This window comes from Nocardia sp. NPDC051929, assembly GCF_044548645.1.
Taxonomy (GTDB): domain Bacteria; phylum Actinomycetota; class Actinomycetes; order Mycobacteriales; family Mycobacteriaceae; genus Nocardia; species Nocardia sichangensis.
In genome coordinates this window covers 1-18,200 of the sequence record NZ_JBIUCG010000038.1, presented here as the reverse complement: position 1 = coordinate 18,200, position 18,200 = coordinate 1, and the positions used below count along the sequence as shown (strand labels likewise).

Annotated in this window: 21 protein-coding genes; 11 read left to right on the top strand and 10 right to left on the bottom strand. The window is 68.8% G+C overall.

Annotated elements, in window-relative coordinates; genetic code table 11:
* Nucleotides 1-116: 116 nt before the first annotated feature.
* Nucleotides 117-329 (bottom strand): BldC family transcriptional regulator, encoded by a 213-nt coding sequence (locus ACIHAX_RS35895; RefSeq protein ID WP_039802103.1) that lies wholly within the window; start codon nucleotides 327-329, stop codon nucleotides 117-119.
* A gap of 185 nt (nucleotides 330-514) precedes the next feature.
* Between ACIHAX_RS35895 and ACIHAX_RS35890 the strand changes: the two genes are divergently transcribed.
* From ACIHAX_RS35890 to ACIHAX_RS35870, 5 genes are all read left to right on the top strand, one after another.
* Nucleotides 515-877: a DUF4229 domain-containing protein gene (locus tag ACIHAX_RS35890; protein ID WP_397282076.1), complete on the top strand. Its 363-nt coding sequence runs from the start codon at nucleotides 515-517 to the stop codon at nucleotides 875-877.
* A complete protein-coding gene (locus ACIHAX_RS35885) occupies nucleotides 874-1,959 on the top strand; it encodes a PLP-dependent cysteine synthase family protein (protein ID WP_355071987.1) in 1,086 nt (361 codons plus the stop codon). The genes ACIHAX_RS35890 and ACIHAX_RS35885 overlap by 4 nt, the downstream gene beginning before the upstream one ends.
* A gap of 116 nt (nucleotides 1,960-2,075) precedes the next feature.
* Nucleotides 2,076-2,297: a helix-turn-helix domain-containing protein gene (locus ACIHAX_RS35880; protein ID WP_039802098.1), complete on the top strand. Its 222-nt coding sequence runs from the start codon at nucleotides 2,076-2,078 to the stop codon at nucleotides 2,295-2,297.
* Nucleotides 2,297-2,878, top strand: a complete 582-nt coding sequence (locus ACIHAX_RS35875) for a Clp protease N-terminal domain-containing protein (RefSeq protein ID WP_355071991.1) — start codon at nucleotides 2,297-2,299, stop codon at nucleotides 2,876-2,878. Before ACIHAX_RS35880 ends, ACIHAX_RS35875 begins: the two co-directional genes overlap by 1 nt.
* 74 nt (nucleotides 2,879-2,952) lie before the next feature.
* Entirely contained in the window at nucleotides 2,953-3,336 is a 384-nt protein-coding gene (locus tag ACIHAX_RS35870; RefSeq protein ID WP_355071993.1) for a phage holin family protein, read from the top strand.
* Between the two features lie 89 nt (nucleotides 3,337-3,425).
* On the opposite strand, the gene ACIHAX_RS35865 is transcribed toward ACIHAX_RS35870, so the two are convergent.
* On the bottom strand, nucleotides 3,426-4,295 hold the full coding sequence (locus tag ACIHAX_RS35865) for a 1,4-dihydroxy-2-naphthoate polyprenyltransferase (protein ID WP_356962547.1): 870 nt from the start codon (nucleotides 4,293-4,295) through the stop codon (nucleotides 3,426-3,428).
* Nucleotides 4,296-4,421: 126 nt separating this feature from the next.
* Nucleotides 4,422-4,886 carry an SRPBCC family protein gene (locus ACIHAX_RS35860; protein WP_355071996.1) on the bottom strand — a complete coding sequence of 155 codons (465 nt, stop codon included), beginning with the start codon at nucleotides 4,884-4,886 and terminating at the stop codon, nucleotides 4,422-4,424.
* 132 nt (nucleotides 4,887-5,018) lie between these two features.
* Here ACIHAX_RS35860 and ACIHAX_RS35855 point away from each other — a divergent pair, with 132 nt between their 5' ends.
* Nucleotides 5,019-8,357: an AfsR/SARP family transcriptional regulator gene (locus ACIHAX_RS35855; RefSeq protein ID WP_397282073.1), complete on the top strand. Its 3,339-nt coding sequence runs from the start codon at nucleotides 5,019-5,021 to the stop codon at nucleotides 8,355-8,357.
* 114 nt (nucleotides 8,358-8,471) lie between these two features.
* Here ACIHAX_RS35855 and ACIHAX_RS35850 read toward each other — a convergent pair whose 3' ends face one another.
* Nucleotides 8,472-9,305 (bottom strand): ABC transporter permease, encoded by an 834-nt coding sequence (locus tag ACIHAX_RS35850; RefSeq protein ID WP_355071999.1) that lies wholly within the window; start codon nucleotides 9,303-9,305, stop codon nucleotides 8,472-8,474.
* A 70-nt stretch (nucleotides 9,306-9,375) separates the two neighbouring features.
* Entirely contained in the window at nucleotides 9,376-10,368 is a 993-nt protein-coding gene (locus ACIHAX_RS35845) for an ATP-binding cassette domain-containing protein (protein WP_355072000.1), read from the bottom strand.
* Nucleotides 10,369-10,445: 77 nt separating this feature from the next.
* On the opposite strand from ACIHAX_RS35845, the gene ACIHAX_RS35840 reads away from it, so the two are divergent.
* Nucleotides 10,446-10,730 (top strand): nuclear transport factor 2 family protein, encoded by a 285-nt coding sequence (locus ACIHAX_RS35840; protein ID WP_397282071.1) that lies wholly within the window; start codon nucleotides 10,446-10,448, stop codon nucleotides 10,728-10,730.
* An 80-nt stretch (nucleotides 10,731-10,810) separates the two neighbouring features.
* Here the strand turns inward: ACIHAX_RS35840 and menE are convergent, their stop codons facing one another.
* From menE to ACIHAX_RS35825, 3 genes are all read right to left on the bottom strand, one after another.
* Nucleotides 10,811-11,971 carry an o-succinylbenzoate--CoA ligase gene (gene menE, locus ACIHAX_RS35835; protein WP_355072003.1) on the bottom strand — a complete coding sequence of 387 codons (1,161 nt, stop codon included), beginning with the start codon at nucleotides 11,969-11,971 and terminating at the stop codon, nucleotides 10,811-10,813.
* A 337-nt stretch (nucleotides 11,972-12,308) separates the two neighbouring features.
* Nucleotides 12,309-12,701: a VOC family protein gene (locus ACIHAX_RS35830; RefSeq protein ID WP_364424271.1), complete on the bottom strand. Its 393-nt coding sequence runs from the start codon at nucleotides 12,699-12,701 to the stop codon at nucleotides 12,309-12,311.
* Nucleotide 12,702: 1 nt separating this feature from the next.
* On the bottom strand, nucleotides 12,703-13,596 hold the full coding sequence (locus ACIHAX_RS35825; RefSeq protein WP_159841692.1) for a 1,4-dihydroxy-2-naphthoyl-CoA synthase: 894 nt from the start codon (nucleotides 13,594-13,596) through the stop codon (nucleotides 12,703-12,705).
* Between the two features lie 187 nt (nucleotides 13,597-13,783).
* Here ACIHAX_RS35825 and ACIHAX_RS35820 point away from each other — a divergent pair, with 187 nt between their 5' ends.
* The 3 genes from ACIHAX_RS35820 to menD all read left to right on the top strand — a co-directional run bounded on the left by ACIHAX_RS35820 (nucleotide 13,784) and on the right by menD (nucleotide 16,767).
* Nucleotides 13,784-14,440: a PaaI family thioesterase gene (locus tag ACIHAX_RS35820; RefSeq protein ID WP_355072005.1), complete on the top strand. Its 657-nt coding sequence runs from the start codon at nucleotides 13,784-13,786 to the stop codon at nucleotides 14,438-14,440.
* 74 nt (nucleotides 14,441-14,514) lie between these two features.
* Complete coding sequence (locus tag ACIHAX_RS35815) at nucleotides 14,515-14,961, top strand: DUF6918 family protein (RefSeq protein WP_355072006.1); 447 nt, start codon at nucleotides 14,515-14,517, stop codon at nucleotides 14,959-14,961.
* A 162-nt stretch (nucleotides 14,962-15,123) separates the two neighbouring features.
* Complete coding sequence (gene menD / locus ACIHAX_RS35810; protein ID WP_356962537.1) at nucleotides 15,124-16,767, top strand: 2-succinyl-5-enolpyruvyl-6-hydroxy-3-cyclohexene-1-carboxylic-acid synthase; 1,644 nt, start codon at nucleotides 15,124-15,126, stop codon at nucleotides 16,765-16,767.
* A 5-nt stretch (nucleotides 16,768-16,772) separates the two neighbouring features.
* Here the strand turns inward: menD and ACIHAX_RS35805 are convergent, their stop codons facing one another.
* Nucleotides 16,773-16,997: a hypothetical protein gene (locus ACIHAX_RS35805; protein WP_355072009.1), complete on the bottom strand. Its 225-nt coding sequence runs from the start codon at nucleotides 16,995-16,997 to the stop codon at nucleotides 16,773-16,775.
* 129 nt (nucleotides 16,998-17,126) lie between these two features.
* Nucleotides 17,127-17,375: a hypothetical protein gene (locus ACIHAX_RS35800; RefSeq protein ID WP_356962536.1), complete on the bottom strand. Its 249-nt coding sequence runs from the start codon at nucleotides 17,373-17,375 to the stop codon at nucleotides 17,127-17,129.
* 126 nt (nucleotides 17,376-17,501) lie between these two features.
* Here ACIHAX_RS35800 and ACIHAX_RS35795 point away from each other — a divergent pair, with 126 nt between their 5' ends.
* Complete coding sequence (locus tag ACIHAX_RS35795) at nucleotides 17,502-18,104, top strand: TIGR03086 family metal-binding protein (protein ID WP_397282067.1); 603 nt, start codon at nucleotides 17,502-17,504, stop codon at nucleotides 18,102-18,104.
* The last annotated feature ends 96 nt before the right edge of the window (nucleotides 18,105-18,200 follow it).

Below are 18,200 nucleotides of genomic sequence, written 5' to 3'. Positions count from 1 at the left end.
TCGCTCACCTCCTGATTACGAGGGTAGCCGCGGACGTGACTCCAGCACACCGCAGACGCGAAAATGGTCTGCGGGCGAGCGCGGACCCGAGCACGACAGGTCCGCGCGCCCTGCGATCAGCGTGCTGCGGTCGCTTCGGTGGTCAACGACTTGAGCAGCTGGAGTACTTCCGATTCGCGGAACCGGCGATGTCCGCCCGGTGTGCGAAGCGACCCGAGGCGCCCGGCGTGAGCCCAGCGCGTCACGGTCTTGGGGTCGACGTGGAACAGGGCAGCAACCTGGCCCGGAGTCAGCAGGGTGTCCTGGCCGCCGACGGTGATCGCAGTCATAGCAAACCTCTCCGTTCTCGACAGTTCCCTCATCAGATGGCGCCATCGTCGCACTGAAACCCCTAGGTACTCGAACCACCTACAGTTGGTAAAGGGGAGGTAATAGACAAAACGGATGCGCGCCCCACCCCCGGCTGTTGGGCGTGCACCGGGGGCGGGCAACAGCTTCGCATAGGCTGAGGGATGTGCGTGACGCGAATCCACCAAAAGGTGCTTCCGGACAGCAAACGGCTGGCGCTGGTCGTCGTCTGGCCCGCAATCTGGCCCTTTACACCGTCGCCAGGTTGGGTCTCGTGGTAGTGCTCGCCGCGCTGATCGTGCTGGCCGCGCGACTGGTGTCGGTGGACATCCCCATCGTGGTCGCAGCCTTGTTCGCGCTCATCATCGCGATGCCGCTGTCGCTGGTGCTGTTCAAGCGGCTGCGGGCCAATGTGAACGAGGACATCGCCCTGGTCGACGAGCGCAGGCGCCGCGACAAGGCCGAGCTACGGGCGCGGTTGCGCGGCGACGAGCCGCCCGCTCCGCCGGAGTCCGGGACTTCTTCGTGAAGTCCTGCGATCACACCGCTCCGCGCGACTGGGTCGACAACGCGGTGCGGTTGATCGACGCCGACACCCAGCGCAGCGCGGACACCCACTTGCTGCGCTACCCGCTGCCCGCCGAGTGGAACATCCAGCTCTATCTCAAGGACGAGTCCACCCACATCACCGGCAGCCTCAAGCACCGCCTGGCTCGCTCGCTGTTCCTGTACGCGATCTGCAACGGCTGGGTCGGCGAGGGGACGACCGTGGTGGAGGCGTCCTCGGGTTCGACGGCGGTCAGCGAGGCCTATTTCGCGAAACTGCTCGGCTTGGACTTCGTCGCGGTGATGCCCGCGAGCACCTCTCCGCAGAAGATCGCGCTCATCGAGGCGCAGGGCGGGCGCTGTCATTTCGTGCAACGCCCGCCGGACATGTACACCGAGGCGGCGCGGCTGGCGGCCGAGTGCGGCGGTCACTACATGGACCAGTTCACCCACGCCGAGCGCGCGACCGACTGGCGCGGCAACAACAACATCGCCGAGTCGATCTTCCAGCAGATGGCGTTGGAGACCAATCCGGTGCCGGAGTGGATCGTGGTCGGCGCGGGCACGGGCGGCACCAGCGCCACGATCGGCCGCTACATCCGGTATCGCAGGCATGCGACCAAGCTGGCCGTGGTCGATCCGGAGAACTCCGCCTTCTACGGCGGCTACGAGACGGGCGATGCGGGTTACCAGACCGGAATGCCCTCCCGGATCGAAGGCATCGGCCGCCCCCGCGTGGAACCCTCGTTCGTCGGCCAGATCGTGGACCGCATGTTCGAGGTGCCCGACGCGGCGTCTATCGCTGCGGCCCGGTTCGCGAGCGTGCGGCTCGGCCGCCGGGTCGGCGGCTCCACCGGCACCAACCTGTGGGGCGTTTTCGCCTTGATCGCCGAGATGCTCTCCGAAGGGCGCGGCGGCAGTGTCGTCACCCTGCTGTGTGACGGCGGGGATCGCTATGCCGGAACGTATTTCGACGACGCGTGGGTGGCGTCCCAGGGGCTGGAGCTCGCGGAGCCCACCGCTGTCCTGGAGAAGTTCGTGGCGACCGGAATCTGGGACGCCTGATCGGTTCGTGCCCCGGCCAGGGGTTTTGTTCGCCTGAGGCGGAACGGGGTCGAATCGCGCCCGCGGTTGTCAATTTTTGTTGACATCGCGAGCATGTGTCAATCAAAATTGACGTCATGACGGAAGCAACCACACTCGCGGCGGCCGCGGGCAGCCCCGATCCGAAGGTCGGGCTGCGCGCGGTGCTCGCGCTACGCAGGCTGCTCGAACGTCTCGAGGCGATCCAGGTGGCCAACGCCCGTGCTCAGGGCTGGTCGTGGCAAGCGATCGCGGAGGCGCTCGAGGTCAGCAGGCAAGCAGTCCACCAGAAGTACAACCGGAAAGGCAGGATCCGCTGATGTTCGAGCGGTTCAGCAGGTCTGCGCGCACGGCGATCATCGTCGCCCAGGAGGACGCGCGCGAACTCCACGCGTCGAATATCGAGGTGGAGCACGTATTGCTCGGTGTGCTCGCGCATGCCGAGCCGGAATTGGCAGCGTTGCTCGCGGACGCGGGACTCACTCGCGACGGCGTGCGCAGCGCGCTCGCCGAGCAGGGCAACGGGATACCGCTCGGCCCCGAGGACGCCGAGGCCTTGCGCTCCATCGGCATTGATCTGGACGCCGTCCGGGAGTCGCTGGACACGCATTTCGGCGAGGACGCGCTCGACCGCGCCGCGCCGGACCCGCGCCGTGGGCCGTTCCCGTGGAGCCGCGGTGGGTACTACGGGCACATTCCGTTCACGAAGGAAGCGAAGAAGGTGCTCGAGCTCTCCCTGCGTGAGGCGCTCGGTCGCAAGGACAAGACCATCGAGTCGGGGCACATGCTGCTCGGCATCCTGCGCGCCCCGAACCAGACGACGGTGCGCCTGCTCGGCGGCTCCGACGCGATCGGTGAATTGCGGCCCAAGGTGCACGCCCTGCTCGACCGTGCGGCTTGAGCAGGCGGACATGCGCTGCGGGAGTTCGTGTTTTCCAGCGGCGTGTGTCCGCCTCCGACGCCTAGCATTGGGCCATGCAGCTCGTGATTCGGTTGATCATCAACGCGGTGGCCATCTGGCTGGCCGCCGTCTGGGTCGACAAGATCGACATTCTCGCTCCGGAAGGCGGCAACGGCGCCAAGATCGGTGTGGTCCTCGCGGTGGCCGCGGTGTTCACGGCGGTGAACGCCCTGGTCAAGCCGATAGTGAAACTGCTGTCGCTACCGCTGGTGATCGTGACGCTCGGCCTGTTCCTGCTTCTGATCAACGCGCTCATGCTGTGGCTGACCGCCGAGATCACCGGAGCATTCAGCCATTACGGCCTGCGCGTCGAGGGCTTCTGGGCCGCGGTGTTCGGCGGCATCATCGTCTCGCTGGTGAACTGGGTGCTCGGCATCCTGGTTCCGGACGAGGATTAGTCCGCGCCGCCGCGAACGGACGACGCTCGATCGCGCATCGCGCCATCGAGTCCACCTGGTCGGCGCGATCCGCGACCGCGAGGGCCGCGCTAACCCAGCCCGACCGCCAGCGCGGTGACCGCCGACCAGACCAGCAGCGCCAGGCCGGAATCCCGCAGCGCGGGAATCAGTTCCAGCCCGCCCTTGCCGCCGCGCACCGGCGCGTTGGCGCGGACGGCGAGCGGTATCGCGAGCAGCCCGGCCAGTGCCCATGGCGTGCGGGCCACCAGCGCCAACGTCACGAGGAACGGGACGGTGAGCAGGGCCAGGTGCAGTGTGCGGGTGCGCGGATCGCCGAGTTTGACCGCGAGTGTGACCTTTCCGGACCCGGTGTCGGTGGGGATGTCACGCAGGTTGTTCGCGACGAGCACGGCGCTGGAGAACGCGCCCACCGCGATCGCCAGCAGCGCACCGACCCAGTCGATCCGGCCCGCCTGCACGAACTGGGTGCCGAGCACGGCGATCAGGCCGAAGAAGACGAACACCGCCACTTCACCGAATCCGCTGTAGCCGTAGGGCTTGCTGCCGCCGGTGTAGTACCAGGCGCCGGCCAGGCAGGCCGCGCCGACGAGCAGCAGCCACCAGGCGCTGGTGAGCACCAGCACCAGGCCGAAGACGGCCCCGACGACCAAGCTGACGATCGCGGCGGTCTTCACCGCGGTGGGCGAGGCCAATTTCTGCCCGACCAGGCGCAGCGGGCCGACCCGGACGTCATCGGTGCCGCGGATGCCGTCGGAGTAGTCGTTGGCGAAGTTCACGCCGATGATCAGCGCCAGCGAAACGAACAGCGCGAGAATCGCTTTCCACCACACCGCACCATCGATCGACGCGGCGGCGCCGGTCCCGGCGAGCACCGGGGCGATCGCGTTCGGCAGGGTACGGGGTCGCGCGCCCTCGATCCATTGCGCTGCAGTAGCCATGTTCGCAGCATAATCGGCAGAGTCGGACGGAGTCCGTCCTCAGCTCGCGCATGGCCGCAGCGAAGGCGGAGGTTCCGCATAATCGGCGCAGTCGGACGCAGTCCGTCCTCAGCCCGCGCGCGGCGATCAGGCCGTTTCGGCCGTCACCGCCTCCTGCATCCGCGCGAGTCCCTTCTCGAAATCCCGGCCGACGAACTTGTCCATCGGGATGAGCTTGCCGATGACGGCCATCAGCCCGGTCTGCCGGCCGGTCATCCGCCAGGTCACTTCGGTGCCGGTCTCGACCGGGTCCAGGATGAAGGTCACCATGTTGGTGGCCTTCATGGGCTTCATGAACTCCAGGCGCACGCCGATCTCGCGCTCGGCGCTGCCGACGATCTCCATGCTGCCCGCACCTGCCTTACGGTTGCCGCTCCAGGCGTAGCGCGCGCCGACGCCGGATTCCGCGCCGGAGTAACTGCGCTGGAGCTGCGGGTCGAGGTCCTCCCACGGCGACCACTCGACCCACTTGTGGAAATCGTTGATCAGCCCGTGCACGCGCGCGGGGTCGGCCGTGATCACGGCCGATCGGACCACCTCGAACTCAGCCATGGGGGTCACACTATGCGACCGACCGCTCGCAGTCGCGGCAAAGAATTCGTGTCGAGCTTCTCGGGTCTGCTCGCCTACGATGACCGCGGGATGTTTCCGGAGCACAGCGGCCCGCACGGCCACAGTCGAGCAGTGACGACGCCCGCAGGCGAATCGGTCGTGGTGGCCTTGCTGGGCGAGGTCGCGCTGCGCCGCGACGGCACGCTGACGCCGCTGCCCGGTGCGCGCTCCCGGCTGCTGCTCACCGCCCTGGCCCTGCGGCCGGGTCGCAGCCGCGGCGCGCAGGCCCTGATCGAGGAGGTCTGGGGCGAGCAGCCGCCGCGCTCGCCGATGAACGCGCTACACACCCAGGTTTCCCGGTTGCGTTCGGCGCTGCCGGAGGGCGCGCTGGAAATCGGCCCTGCGGGCTATCGGTTGACCCTCGGCGCCGATCAGGTCGACTTGTCCTCGGTGGGCGAGCGCGTGGCGCGGGCGCACGGGCTGCGCGCGGCGGGAGACCTTCCGGGGTGCCTGGCGGAAATCACCCGGGCGCGGGGGCTGTGGCGCGGGGATCCCGGTGCGGATCTGCCGCCGGGCGACCTCGCCGACGAGCTTCGCGCAGCGGCCGGGCGGCGTCTGGCCGAACTGGACGAACTCGAACTCGCCGCACGCGAGGACGGCGGCGACGTCGATGGAGCCTTGCGTCTCGCTCGGCTGCGCGCCGCCGCGGAACCGCTGGACGAGCCCGCGCAGCAGACCCTGATGCGCCTGTTGGCGGCGGCGGGGCGGCCCAACGAGGCGGTGGAATCGTTCGCCGCTTTCCGCTCCCGGCTGGCCGAGGAACTCGGCACGGACCCGGGGCCCGCGCTCACCGAGATGCATACGGCGATCCTGCGTGGGGAGCGGATAGGCCGCGTCGCGCTGCCGCGCTCGGGCAGCGCGGCGAGCGAAGACGGCGGTTCCCGAAGCGGGCTCGCGGCCGAGGCGACACCCTCGGCCGCTGACGTACCGACACCGCACCTCGCCGCGATCGGCCTGCGTGCCGCGCCCAACGCACTGCTCGGCCGGGCCGCCGATATCACCGAGCTGATCGAGCTGCTCCGCGATGCCCGGGTGGTGACCGTGCTCGGCCCCGGCGGTGCGGGCAAGACCAGGGTCGCCAACGAGATCGGTTGGCAGGCGGCGGCCACCTGTCCGGTGGCGCTGGTCGAGCTGGCGTCGGTGCGCGCCGAAGGCGACGAAGCCAGGGTCGAGATCGAGGCGGCGATCGCCGCGGTACTCGGGCTCAGCGAGGTCACCTTCGACGCGGCCACGCTGCGTTCCGGGCAGATCGTCGATCTGCGCGGGCGGCTGCACGACGCGGTGTCGGCGCGCTCGATGCTGCTGATCCTGGACAACTGCGAGCATCTGATCGACGCCGTCGCCGTGGTGGTCGCCGATCTGATCGGCGTCGCACCGAGGCTGACCGTGCTCACCACGAGCCGTTCGCCGCTGACCATCACCGCCGAGACGGTCTATCCTTTGCCGCCGCTGACCATCGATCCGGCGGGCTCGCCCGCCACCGAGCTGTTCGCCGCGCGCGCCAGGGCGGTGCGGCCCGGCGTCCGGCTGGATCCGGACGTGGTCGCCCAGTTGTGCCACACCCTCGACGGGCTGCCGCTGGCCATCGAACTGGCGGCGGCCCGCGTGCGCGTGATGAGCGTCGAGGAGATCAACGAGCGGCTGGCCGATCGGTTCGCGCTGCTGCGCCACGGCGATCGCAGTTCGCCCGAACGGCATCGCACGCTGCACGCGGTGATCGACTGGAGCTGGAACCTGCTCGACACCGAACAGCAAGCCACGTTGCGCCGGTTGTGCCGATTTCCCGCGGGTTTCACGCTGTCGGCGGCCGAGGCGGTCGCGGGCGGAGCCGACGTGGTCGATGTCGCCGCGGCCGTCGACGGCCTGGTCAACCAATCGCTGCTCACCGTCCTGGACGACGAAGTGCTCGGCACCCGCTACCGGATGTTGGAGACGGTGCGGGAATACGGTGAAGAGCAGCTGGCCGCCGCGGCGGGAGAGCCGGAATCGGTCGATACCCGGATGATGCGGTGGGCCAAGGACTACGCCGATGACGTGGCGAGCCGGTATATGACCGGCGATCAGTTCCACCTCGCGCTCTCCGTGGCGGCGGAGGTGGACAACTTGCTCGCCGCGCTGCGTTGCGCGATCGAAAGGCGGGATGCCGCGACGGCCTACACGGTGTTCCCGGTCGTCGCCACGCTGTGGATCATCCGGGGATCGCACCTGGAAGTGATCGCCTGGGCTCAGCGGGTCATCGAATTGGAGCCGGCCGACTTCGGGCCGGAAGGTCCGCGTCCGGATCTGGTGCTCGTCACCTACCAGATGACGTTCCTGCATCTCGCTTACACCAACGGCAGCGCCAGGGAGATCGCCGTGCTCCGCAGGCGCGTGCGCCGATTGCTTCATCTTCCCGTCGAACTCACCGAGAACAGCCGATTCATCGCCCGGGTCGTGCTCACCAGGGCCGACGGACGCGGCTTCAGCAGGCTCCTCGCCGAGGCGGCGCGTTCGGCAGATCCGGAGACCAGGGGTTCGGCGCTGTTGTTGCGAGCCAACATCCGGGAGAACCTCGGCGATGTGCGCGGCTCCACCATCGATGCGATCAAGGCGCTGGAGGTGCTCGGGCGCGAGAACGTCTGGAGCGTGGCCATGGTGAGCAGGCACCTCGGACAGGTCTGTGGACAGATCGCCCGCTACGACCAGTCGGTGACCTATTACCGCCGCGCCCTCGAGGTGTTGCAGCGGCTCGGCGCCTACGAGGACACGGTGGAGATCCGCAGCCTGCTGGTGGCTTCACTGGTCGGAATCGGCGAGCTGGAGCAGGCGCGGCGGGAACTCGATCTCGCGTTCGGGACGCCGGACTTGGACAACTCGTCCCTCGGACAGAACCGGCTGCTGTCCACCGTGATGCAGAGCTCGGCGGAGTTGGCGTTCGCGGAAGGTGACACCGCGGGCGGGTTCACTCGCTACGAACGCGCGCTGGAACTGTTCGGCTGGCCGGACAACGCGCTCGGCCCCGGGCCCGGCGCCCTGATGCTGGCCGCGGCGGCGCTCGCCGCGCAGGTGATAAACGGCGCTGCCGACCCGGACGCGACTCTGCCCACGCAGCTTGCCGAGACGGCTGTGCCGACGATGACCCAGTACCGCGACCTGCCGCAGATCGGCGGCGTCGCCTGCGCGATCGGCTCGTATCTCATCGCCGTCGACCGCGAGGTCACGGTGGGGCTCGACTTGCTCATCCTGGCCCCGAACGTCGTCTGCCGACAGGACTTTCCCTCGATGCGGTGGCAACGGCACTTGGACGCGGCGACCGCGAAGCTCGGTCCCGGCCCGGTCGCCGAAGCCCGCCGCCGCCTCGGCCACCTGCGCCGGAACAGGTCCGCGGATCGCATCATGGAATTGCTGCAAGGACTGGTCGACGCTCGCTGATCAGTCGACGGCGGTGATCTGGTTTGCGCGAGGAGTCGAACCGTCGTGCGCGGCAGCACAGCGAAAGCGGGCCGGGTGACGATGTCACCCGGCCCGCTGTGGTGCGGTGATCGGTCACGCGCGGCGCATGTACGCCTTGACCGTGAGCGGGGCGAAGATCGCGATGACGACCAGCGAGCCGATGAGCGACCAAGCCAGATCGCTGCCGAAGGCGGCGCCGTTCATCAACCCGCGGCACGTGTTCACCATGTAATACACCGGGTTCACGTGATTGAGGCCCTGCATCCAGCCCGGCATCGTGCTCACCAGCGCGAAGGCGCCGGACATGAAGGTCAGCGGGAACATGATCATCATCGAGATGCCCTGCACGCCCGCCGCGCTCTTGCCGGTGACCCCGACCAGCGCCCAGATCCAGCTGATCGCGAACGAGCAGAAGACGATGACCAGACCCGCCGCGACGACCCCGAGCACACCGCCCTCCGGGCGATAACCGATGGCGACGCCGACGACGATGGTGAGCACGGTGGCGAGGGCGTAGCGCACCATATCCGCCAGCAGAGCGCCGGCCAACGCCGAGACGCGGGCGATCGGGAGGGATTTGAACCGGTCGAAGACGCCCTTGTCCATGTCCTCGCGCAACTGGGTGCCGGTGACGACTGAGGTGAGCACCACGGTCTGCACCAGGATGCCGGGAATCAGGACCGGCAGGTAGTCCTGCACGCTGCCGCCGATGGCGCCGCCGAAGATGTAGGCGAACAGGGCGGTGAACAGGATCGGCTGGATCGTCACGTCGAACAGCTGCTCGGGCTTGTGCTTGATCTTCAGCAGGCCGCGGTAGGCCATGGTGAACGAGTTCGCCGCCGCTTGGACGAGCGGAACGTGGTTGCTCACTTCGGGGATCTTCGTCGGCGCCGTTCGGCGCGTCTCGGTCGCGGTGATGGTGGTCATGGTCGTGTTCCTTCTCTGCGTGCGCGGGATCCGGCGTGGTCACGCAGGCTGCTGCCTGCGGTCCGGACGCTCATGCCGCGCTTTTCGCGGAATCGTCGGTGGTGTCCTCGGCCGGGTGGCCGGTGATGGTGAGGAAGACCTCGTCCAGGCTCGGCTTGGTCACGGTGATCTCATCGATGCCGATCTCCCACTCGCGCAGGCGGATCAGCAGATCGGCGGTGACTCCGGCGTCGGTCAACGGCGCGGTGAGCCGCCCGGCCTCCGGGGTGATCTGCGCTTCGACCCCGAGGAAATCGCCGACGATGCGGCGCGCCTCGTCGAGCTGGCCGCGATCGACCAGCGTCAGATGCAGCGACGAACCGCCCACGGAGGCCTTCAGTTCGTCGGCCGTGCCGTCGGCGATCACCTTGCCGCGGTCGATCACCGCGATGCGGTCGGCCAGTTGGTCGGCCTCGTCCAGGTATTGGGTGGTGAGCAGCACCGTCGCGCCTTCGCGGACGAGGCGGCGGATGGTCTCCCACATCTGGGCGCGGGTGCGCGGGTCGAGCCCGGTGGTCGGTTCGTCGAGGAACAGCAGCGGCGGCGTCGCGATGAGACTGGCCGCCAGGTCGAGGCGGCGTCGCATACCGCCGGAGAAGTGCCGCAGCGGCTTGTTCGCCGCCTCGGTGAGGTCGAATTCCTCCAGCAGCTCGGCCGCCTTGCGCCGGGCGTCGACGCGACTCAGGCCGAGCAGTCGGGAGAAGACGATCAGGTTCTCGGTGGCGCTCAGGTCCTCGTCGACCGAGGCGTACTGTCCCGTGACGCCGATGAGCGAGCGGACGGCCGTCGGCTCGGCGACCACGTCGTGGCCGAAGATGCGTCCGCTGCCGCCGTCCGGTCGCAACAGGGTCGCGAGCATCCGGATGGTCGTGGTCTTGCCTGCGCCGTTCGGTCCGAGCACGCCGTACACCGAGCCCTGCGGCACCGCCAGGCTCACGCCGTCGACGGCCCGCTGTTCCCCGAACACCTTGACCAGGCCGTCCGCCTCGACGGCGAGCGCTGAAGTTGGTGCGAAAGAAGTCATGTGGACAACTGTGGATGCCTCGACTTGCACGGCTCTTGCACGGCGCTGGCTTGGTTTCCGGCGCTACCCTCACGAATGTGAGCACAGCCGGTGATACGACTGCCGTGACGAACCTGATCATGAAGTACGCGGAACTGGTCGACGCCGGGGATTTCGCCGGTGTCGGCGCGCTGTTCGCCGACGGCGTCTTCGTCGGCAGCGGTACGACGATCAGGGGCCGGGAAGGCGTCGAGACGTCACCGTCTTCCAGGCTCTCCCGGACTTTCCCTTACAACCCGTGGCGGCAGGCCGCTACCACGACCGCTTCGAACGCGTCGACGGGCAGTGGCGATTCGTGGAGCGCCGGGTTCATATTCACCTGACGGGCGATCTGAGCCGCCACTTGCGCACCTAGCCATGGACGAGAGAGCTTCGCCGGACGCGTGCGCTGCCCGGCGATCCGCTAGCGGGTCGACTCGGCCAAGAGGTATTCGCGGAGCTTGGCGCGGTCGGGCTTGCCGGGGCCGCGGAGCGGGAATTCGTCGAGGACGGCCAGTTCGCGGGGGGCCGCGATGGAGTCCAGTTCGGCGGAGACGTATTCGCGCAGCTCGGGGAGGCTGGGGGTGGCGCCTGGGGCGGGGATCACCGCGACCGCGACGCGCTGGCCGAGCCGTTCGTCGGGCAAGCCGAGGACGACCACCTCGCTGATGGCCGGGTGGTTGATCAGCACGGCCTCGACCACCTGCGGGATCACCAGCAGGCCGCCGGTCGTGATCGCCTCGTCCAGCCGCCCGGTGATGCTCAAGACGCCGTTGTCGAAGGTGCCCGCGTCCTCGGTGCGGAACCAGCCCGGCTCGGCGAAGGCGGGATGGTCGGGCTGATTGCGGTAGCCGGAGGCGATCATCGCGCCGCCCAGCACCACCCGGCCCTCTTCGATACGGACCTTCGTGCCCTCCAGCGGCACGCCGTCGTACACGCAGCCGCCGCAGGTCTCGCTCATGCCGTAGGTGCGCACCACGGTGATGCCCGCGGCGCGTGCGCGCTCGTAGACCGGCAGCGGAGTGGCCGCGCCGCCCACCAGCACACCGTCGAGCTCGGCCAGCGCGGTGGCGGCGACCGGCGACTCCAACGCTTTGATCAGCTGAGTCGGCACCAGGGCCGTGTAGCGCCGCTCCCCGCGCATACCCGAGATGGCGCCCGCCAAGGCCTCGGGCAGGAATCCGCCGGACACGTCGAGCACGGTGGGTTCGGTCCCCGCCAGGATGCTGCGCAACAGCACCTGGATACCGGCGATGTGATGGGTCGGCAGGGCCAGCAACCAGTTGCCGGGGCCGCCGAGCCGGTCGTGGGTAGCGGTGCCGCTGGCGCGCAGGGCCGACGAGCTGAGCATCGCGCCCTTCGGTATGCCCGTGGTGCCCGAGGTGGTCACCACCAGAGCGATGTCCTCGTCGATCGGCTCGCCCGGCGACAAAGCGTCGCTCAGGCGCCTCGCCTCGCGCCGATCGCTGGTGGGAATGGGGAGCCAGGCGGCCCCGTTACCTTCCAGCGCCTCCCGTAGGTGGGGCATGACGTCGCCGAGACCGGACCCGGTCGGCATCGGCAAGGTACGCAGTTTCTTGGTCATGCCATGCCTCGCCGCTCGCCCGGCTCGGTGGTGCCCAGAGCCGCTGTGCCCATGGCTCGCTCGCTGCACTCCCTCACGGTAGGGATCGTGTCATGCCCGCGCCGCCGCGTGCGGAACGGGTCGGTATGCCGGAGTGGCGCGCCCGTAGCGCGGCCATCCGGTCGGATCGGGGCTCAAGTGGGACAGGCATCGAGACTGCGATTCACTCGTCGGACGGGACACGGACACAGCCGGCCCGGACGTCGGCGGTCGGGTGGCCATCCGAGCGTTATCGTCCTCGCCGGTCGGCGCGTTGGCAACTCGGTGCGGCCCGCCGAACTACCGAATGGAACCGTTGCTACGACGCCTGCCAGCGGGAATCCCGCCGGATCGGATGGGCAGGCGGAACCTCCACCAGAACGATCGGCACACCGTCCGGATCGCGTATCCACATCTCGTGCAGACCCCACGGCTCCTCGACCGGGGCGCGATCGATCGCGATGCCCTTCAGCGCCAGTTCGACGGCGGCGGCGGAGAGGTCGCGCACCTGGAGCCAGATCGCGCCCTCGAACGACGACGATTCTCCGGACCCGCCGTGCGCGGCCACCTCGATCAGCGACTGTCCCGCGAAGAAGACCGTGCCGCCCGGATACTCCCGCGCGATGGCCAGTTCCAGCCCGTCCCGGTAGAACGCGAGCGTGGCCTGGTAGTCGGCGGGCCGCAGGATGATCCGGCTGCTGAGGATGTCCATGTCAGAAGTACCAGGGGTACGGGGTCCAGTCCGGCTTGCGTTTCTGCAGGAACGCGTCGCGGCCCTCGACGGCTTCGTCGGTCATGTAGGCCATCCTGGTCGCCTCGCCCGCGAAAAGTTGCTGGCCCACCAGTCCGTCGTCCAGCAAATTGAACGCGTACTTCAGCATGCGCTGCGCCTGCGGGGACTTGCCGTTGATGTCGGCGGTCCACTCCAGCGCGACGTCCTCCAGCTCCGCGTGGTCGACGACCTTGTTCACCGCGCCCATCTGGTGCATCTCCTCGGCGGTGTAGGGGCGGCCCAGGAAGAAGATCTCGCGGGCGAACTTCTGGCCGACCATCTTGGCCAGGTACGCGCTACCGTAGCCGCCGTCGAAGCTGCCCACGTCGGCGTCGGTCTGCTTGAACCGGGCGTGCTCGCGACTGGCCAAGGTCAGATCGCAGACCACGTGCAGGCTGTGACCTCCGCCCGCGGCCCAGCCGTTCACCAGCGCGATCACCACCTTCGGCATGAAACGGATCAACCGCTGCACCTCCAGGATGTGCAGGCGGCCCGCGCGGGCCTGGTCGACCGTGTCGGCCGTCTCGCCGCTGGCGTACTGGTATCCGCTGCGACCGCGGATGCGCTGGTCACCCCCGGAGCAGAAGGCCCAACCGCCGTCCTTGGGGCTGGGCCCGTTGCCGGTGAGCAGCACCGCGCCGACGTCCGGAGTCATCCGCGCGTGGTCGAGCGCCCGGTAGAGTTCGTCGACCGTGTGCGGGCGGAACGCGTTGCGCACCTCCGGCCGGTCGAACGCGACACGCACGGTGCCCTGCTCGATGTGCCGGTGATAGGTGATGTCGGTCAGGTTCTCGAATCCCGGAACGGGGCGCCACAGCTTCGGATTGAACGTCACCGGGCAATGCTAGGTCTCGCTTCGCCTGAAAGTCGTGGTCGGGCCCGGGAAGCGTCGACGACCCGGACTTGCGATCCAGCGGCGGCGGAGGCGAGCGGTGCGGTCGTGGCCCCGCGAACCCGGGCATTCGCGCGGGGTTGGCCGGACTTCGATTTGACGGTGTAAAACTACGCGTTACCGTGCAAGTATGAGCGAGCGAGTGAAACCGGTTATAGACCGGAGCGCGGTGGACGGATCCCGGTACGAGAAGCACGGCGGGTTTCCGAAGGTCACACCCGCGAAGGTCGGGCCGAACTTCGGCGGGTTCATCGAAGCCATGCGGACGTTGCAGGATCTCGCGGTGAGCGCGAACGCACCGGACGATGTCTTCGGGGCCGCGCAGGCCAAAGCCCGCGAGCTGATCGACCTGCTCGAGCCCTACCGCGCCCCCGAGTTGCATGGGCCGGCGGGCCGCGCGGTCGAATTGCCCGGGCGGGGAAGCCTTCTGCTGTTGCCGTGGCGGGTGGTCGAGGCGGGGCCGGACGGCATCGAGATGACGGGTGTGTTCCGCCGCTTCCATCTCGGCGGCAACGGCGCCGCGCACGGCGGTGTGCTGCCGCTGCTGTTCGACGATCTGCTCGGCATGATCGTGCATTACGCCGGACGGCCGATCAGCCGCACCGCGTATCTTCACGTCAACTACCGCAAGATCACTCCGCTCGAGACGGAACTGACGGTTCGCGGACGGGTCGATCGGATCGAAGGGCGAAAAACTTTTATCACCGCCGAATTGCTCGATGAGCAGGGCGATCTCCTCGCGGACTGCGAAGGTCTGATGGTCGAGTTGCTACCGTGGCAGCCGTAGCCGGGTGAATGCTGGCGCGGGCACGTATAGTTGCCCTCGCTCGTTCATCGATACCGATCCGGAGGAACCTGAAAGTGGTTGCAGCACTGTCTGAATCCCTGCTCGACGACGCGAAGCGCCCGGCTTTCCTTGCCGATGCCGTCGAGGTTCTCGACGCCGAGGTGTCGGACAAGGGTGGTGCGTCCGGCCTGGCTGTGAAGGGTGGCTACGCGGCGGTCAAGAAGATCAGCCCGTCCATCGTGCCCGATGCGCTGGAGTCGTTGGCGCCCAAACTGGTCGCGCAGCTGGAGCCGTTCTGGCAGGAGTACACGGCGTCGGGCTCCGGCAAGTTCGCCGATCTGCTCGTCGCCAAGTCCGATGAGGTCGCCGAGGCGTTGCTCGCCGTCACCGACGCCCGGGCCGAGTCCTCCAGCCGCCCTGCCCTGCAGAAGGTCTACTCCTCGATGCGTTCCTCGGCGAAGAAGAACGTCATCGAGGCGCTGCCGCGGGTCGGCGACCTGATCCAGAAGCACGCTGGATGATTTTGTGACTCGCGTCCGAGCGACCGCCGCCGGCGACTTCGTCGCGTACGCGGCGGCACTCGGACGCGAGCCCGGCCGCGAATGGGCCCGTGTGCGACGACACAGTGTGATTGCGAGCCTCCCGGCACGGACTTCTAGTTGACTGTCTGCCAGTCTGGAGGCGTGAACCCGTCTACAGCACAAGCGCAGGTCGTCGTCGACGAACTCGTGCGCGGGGGCGTGCGGGATGTCGTCCTGTGCCCCGGCTCCCGGAACGCTCCGCTGGCATTCGCCCTGCAAGCCGCCGATTCGGCCGGGCGACTGCGCCTGCACATGCGGATCGACGAGCGAACGGCGGGCTTCCTCGCCGTCGGGCTCGCGATCGCGAGCCGGCTCCCGGTCCCGGTCGTGATGACCTCGGGTACCGCGGTGGCCAATCTCGGGCCTGCCGTGCTGGAGGCGAACTACGCTCGGGTCCCGCTGGTGGTGCTCAGCGCGAACCGGCCATACGAGCTGCTCGGCTCCGGCGCCAACCAGACCGTCGAACAGTTCGGCCTGTTCGGCAGCCAGGTTCGCGCCACCATCTCGCTCGGTCTCGCGGAGGAGGAGCCGGGCGACGCCGAGCATCCGCCCTACGGCCGGCAGAACAGCCAGTGGCGCTCGGCGGTCTGCCGAGTGCTTGCGGCGGCGCGCGGTACCCGCTCCGGCAACGCGGGCCCGGTGCACTTCGATGTCCCGCTGCGCGAGCCCTTGGTCCCCGACTTGAAACCGGGTGAGACGGCTCCGGCGGGCCGCGCGGGGGAGTGCGCCTGGACCGACACCCAATACGCCACCTTGGACGTGCCGCTCGATCTCGACCTCACGCCCGACACGGTCGTGATCTCCGGACACGGCGCAGGCTTGCGGCCGGAGCTGGCGAATCTGCCCACCGTCGCCGAACCCACCGCCCCCATGCACGGTCCCGCGCTGCATCCCCTCGTGCTGCCGCTGTTGCGGCCGACGCAGGCGATCATCACCGGCCGCCCGACCCTGCACCGGCAGGTATCGAAGGTGCTCGCCGACCCGGACGTCCGGGTCTACGCGCTGACCACCGGTCCGCGTTGGCCCGACGTGTCCGGCAACGTGGTCGGCACCGGTACCCGCGCCGTTACTGTCGGCGCACCCAGCGCGCAATGGCTCGAGCACTGCCGCGAACTGAACGCGAAAGCCGACCAAGTGGTGCGTGGCGCACTCGCGCGGCACCCCAAGCCGACGGGGCTGCACGTCGCCGCGGTCGTGATGGACGCGCTGCGCGACGGTGACCAACTCCTGCTCGGCGCCTCGAACCCGGTGCGAGACGCGGCGCTGGTGTCGCATCCGCGTCCGGGGATCAGGGTGCTGTCGAATCGCGGCGTAGCGGGTATCGACGGCACGGTGTCCACCGCGGTCGGCGCCGCTCTGCACCACGACGGGCGCACCATCGCCCTGATCGGTGACCTGACCTTCCTGCACGACGCGTCCGGCCTGCTGATCGGGCCGGGCGAACCGCGGCCCGCCGATCTGACCATCGTCGTCGCCAACGACGACGGCGGCGGCATCTTCGAACTGCTCGAGCAGGGCGACCCGCAATACGCGGGCGTGTTCGAGCGGGTCTTCGGCACCCCGCACGGCATGGATCTTGCCGCTTTGTGCGCCGCCTATCGCATTCCGCACCGGCAGGTCGATCCGCAGCAGCTGGCCGTCGAGCTGACCGGGCACGCCCATGGCATACGGGTGCTCGAGGTGGCCACCGAGCGGTCCAGCCTGCGGGAACTGCACGCGACGGTGCGGGCCAAGATCCAGCCCTGACCGGGTCAGTAGCCGGATTCGTCCTCGGGTTCGTCATCGATCGGGACCGCGATGGACTGTTCGATCACGTCCGCCGGGTTCGCCTCGAAGGTGTCGCGCTCCGGAGTCGCCCGTCCGACGGCTTCGTCCTGCTCGGGCTCGTCGGCGAGCACCGGCTCCTCCGGATACGCCGGAACGGACTGCTCGGCGAGATCGGCCTCCGGGATCGCGTCGGCAAGGGGATCTGACATCGTGCGCTCCTCTCCGCGTAGGCCTCTCCATCGGCATACCCGTCGTGGCACGCCGCAATCGAGGCGGACGATCAACTCGGACTGCATCGAGGATGCCCGCGGTCCGGGCGTACGGCAAGCATCCGGCGCTCAGTGTTGTCGCGCTTCGCCCACCCGCGCCGCCGTCGCGTCCGCGGGGTGTTCGACCAGCGCGAGCATGCGCCCGGCCATGAACCGCGCGGTCCGCACGGCCGTCCCCGATCGCGTCACTTCGCTGACTTCGACCACGCCTCGCGCGATCCTCACCTCGACCCGCCTACCAGCTCGGGTAGCCGCGATCTCGTAACTGCGGGACCCGTCACCGACGTCGACGACGATCTCCACCCGATCACCCTTCATCTTTCAATTATCCGCTTTTCCAGGGCTTTTCGCCGCTACGGGTTGATTGCGGAACGACTCGCCGCTCAATTTCGGCGTCTCGCTCCGTCTCTATTTCCGGAGACGTCCCACACCTGAGGAGGCCCGATGAATCCCGAGTTCGATTTCGAGCCCGCGGCCGCCACTCTGGCGACCGTCGTCGGCGGCATCGCCGACGACCAGCTCACGGCGCCGACACCGTGCGCCGACACCACGGTCCGCGATCTGCTCGCCCACGTAGTCGATCTGACCGAGGCATTCCGTCAGTCGGCGACCAAGGAGGCCGTCGGCGGATCCGTCGCGCCCGGCGCCCCTGCCGAGCGCGCCTTGGCGGAGGACTGGCGCGAGCGCATTCCGGCTCAGCTCGATGCCTTGGTGGCGGCGTGGCGGGAGCCGGCGGCCTGGGACGGCAACACGGAGGCGGGCGGGGTGAACGAGCCCGCCCCGGTGATGGCCAGGATCGCGCTGGACGAGGTCGTCGTGCACGGCTGGGATCTCGCGAAGGCCACCGGTCAGCCGTTTTCGTGTGCCGCCGAAGATCTGGCGACCTTGCTGGACATGCTGCGCGGCACACCCGCCGAAGGGGTGCCGGGTCTGTTCGGGCCGGTGGTGCCGGTCGCGCCCGATGTCACCGCCTTGGAGCGAGTCCTCGCTTTCACCGGTCGCCGCGCCGACTGGACCGCGGGTGACCGGGGAGCGGTGCTCGGCTAGTTGTGATGTCCGGGGAGGTTGGTCAGTCGGGTGACCGGTGGGCGACCGCCGATGGCGGAGTGGGCTCGGTGGTGATTGTAGAAGTGGAGCCAGTCG

Excerpts from the sequence above, each read along its gene's own strand:
- ACIHAX_RS35895 (WP_039802103.1), bottom strand. The coding sequence starts at position 329 with ATGACTGCGATCACCGTCGGCGGCCAGGACACCCTGCTGACTCCGGGC.
- ACIHAX_RS35880 (WP_039802098.1), top strand. The coding sequence starts at position 2,076 with ATGACGGAAGCAACCACACTCGCGGCGGCCGCGGGCAGCCCCGATCCG.
- ACIHAX_RS35875 (WP_355071991.1), top strand. The coding sequence starts at position 2,297 with ATGTTCGAGCGGTTCAGCAGGTCTGCGCGCACGGCGATCATCGTCGCC.
- ACIHAX_RS35870 (WP_355071993.1), top strand. The coding sequence starts at position 2,953 with ATGCAGCTCGTGATTCGGTTGATCATCAACGCGGTGGCCATCTGGCTG.
- ACIHAX_RS35865 (WP_356962547.1), bottom strand. The coding sequence starts at position 4,295 with ATGGCTACTGCAGCGCAATGGATCGAGGGCGCGCGACCCCGTACCCTG.
- ACIHAX_RS35860 (WP_355071996.1), bottom strand. The coding sequence starts at position 4,886 with ATGGCTGAGTTCGAGGTGGTCCGATCGGCCGTGATCACGGCCGACCCC.
- ACIHAX_RS35850 (WP_355071999.1), bottom strand. The coding sequence starts at position 9,305 with ATGACCACCATCACCGCGACCGAGACGCGCCGAACGGCGCCGACGAAG.
- ACIHAX_RS35845 (WP_355072000.1), bottom strand. The coding sequence starts at position 10,368 with ATGACTTCTTTCGCACCAACTTCAGCGCTCGCCGTCGAGGCGGACGGC.
- menE (WP_355072003.1), bottom strand. The coding sequence starts at position 11,971 with ATGACCAAGAAACTGCGTACCTTGCCGATGCCGACCGGGTCCGGTCTC.
- ACIHAX_RS35830 (WP_364424271.1), bottom strand. The coding sequence starts at position 12,701 with ATGGACATCCTCAGCAGCCGGATCATCCTGCGGCCCGCCGACTACCAG.
- ACIHAX_RS35820 (WP_355072005.1), top strand. The coding sequence starts at position 13,784 with ATGAGCGAGCGAGTGAAACCGGTTATAGACCGGAGCGCGGTGGACGGA.
- ACIHAX_RS35805 (WP_355072009.1), bottom strand. The coding sequence starts at position 16,997 with ATGTCAGATCCCCTTGCCGACGCGATCCCGGAGGCCGATCTCGCCGAG.
- ACIHAX_RS35800 (WP_356962536.1), bottom strand. The coding sequence starts at position 17,375 with ATGAAGGGTGATCGGGTGGAGATCGTCGTCGACGTCGGTGACGGGTCC.
- ACIHAX_RS35795 (WP_397282067.1), top strand. The coding sequence starts at position 17,502 with ATGAATCCCGAGTTCGATTTCGAGCCCGCGGCCGCCACTCTGGCGACC.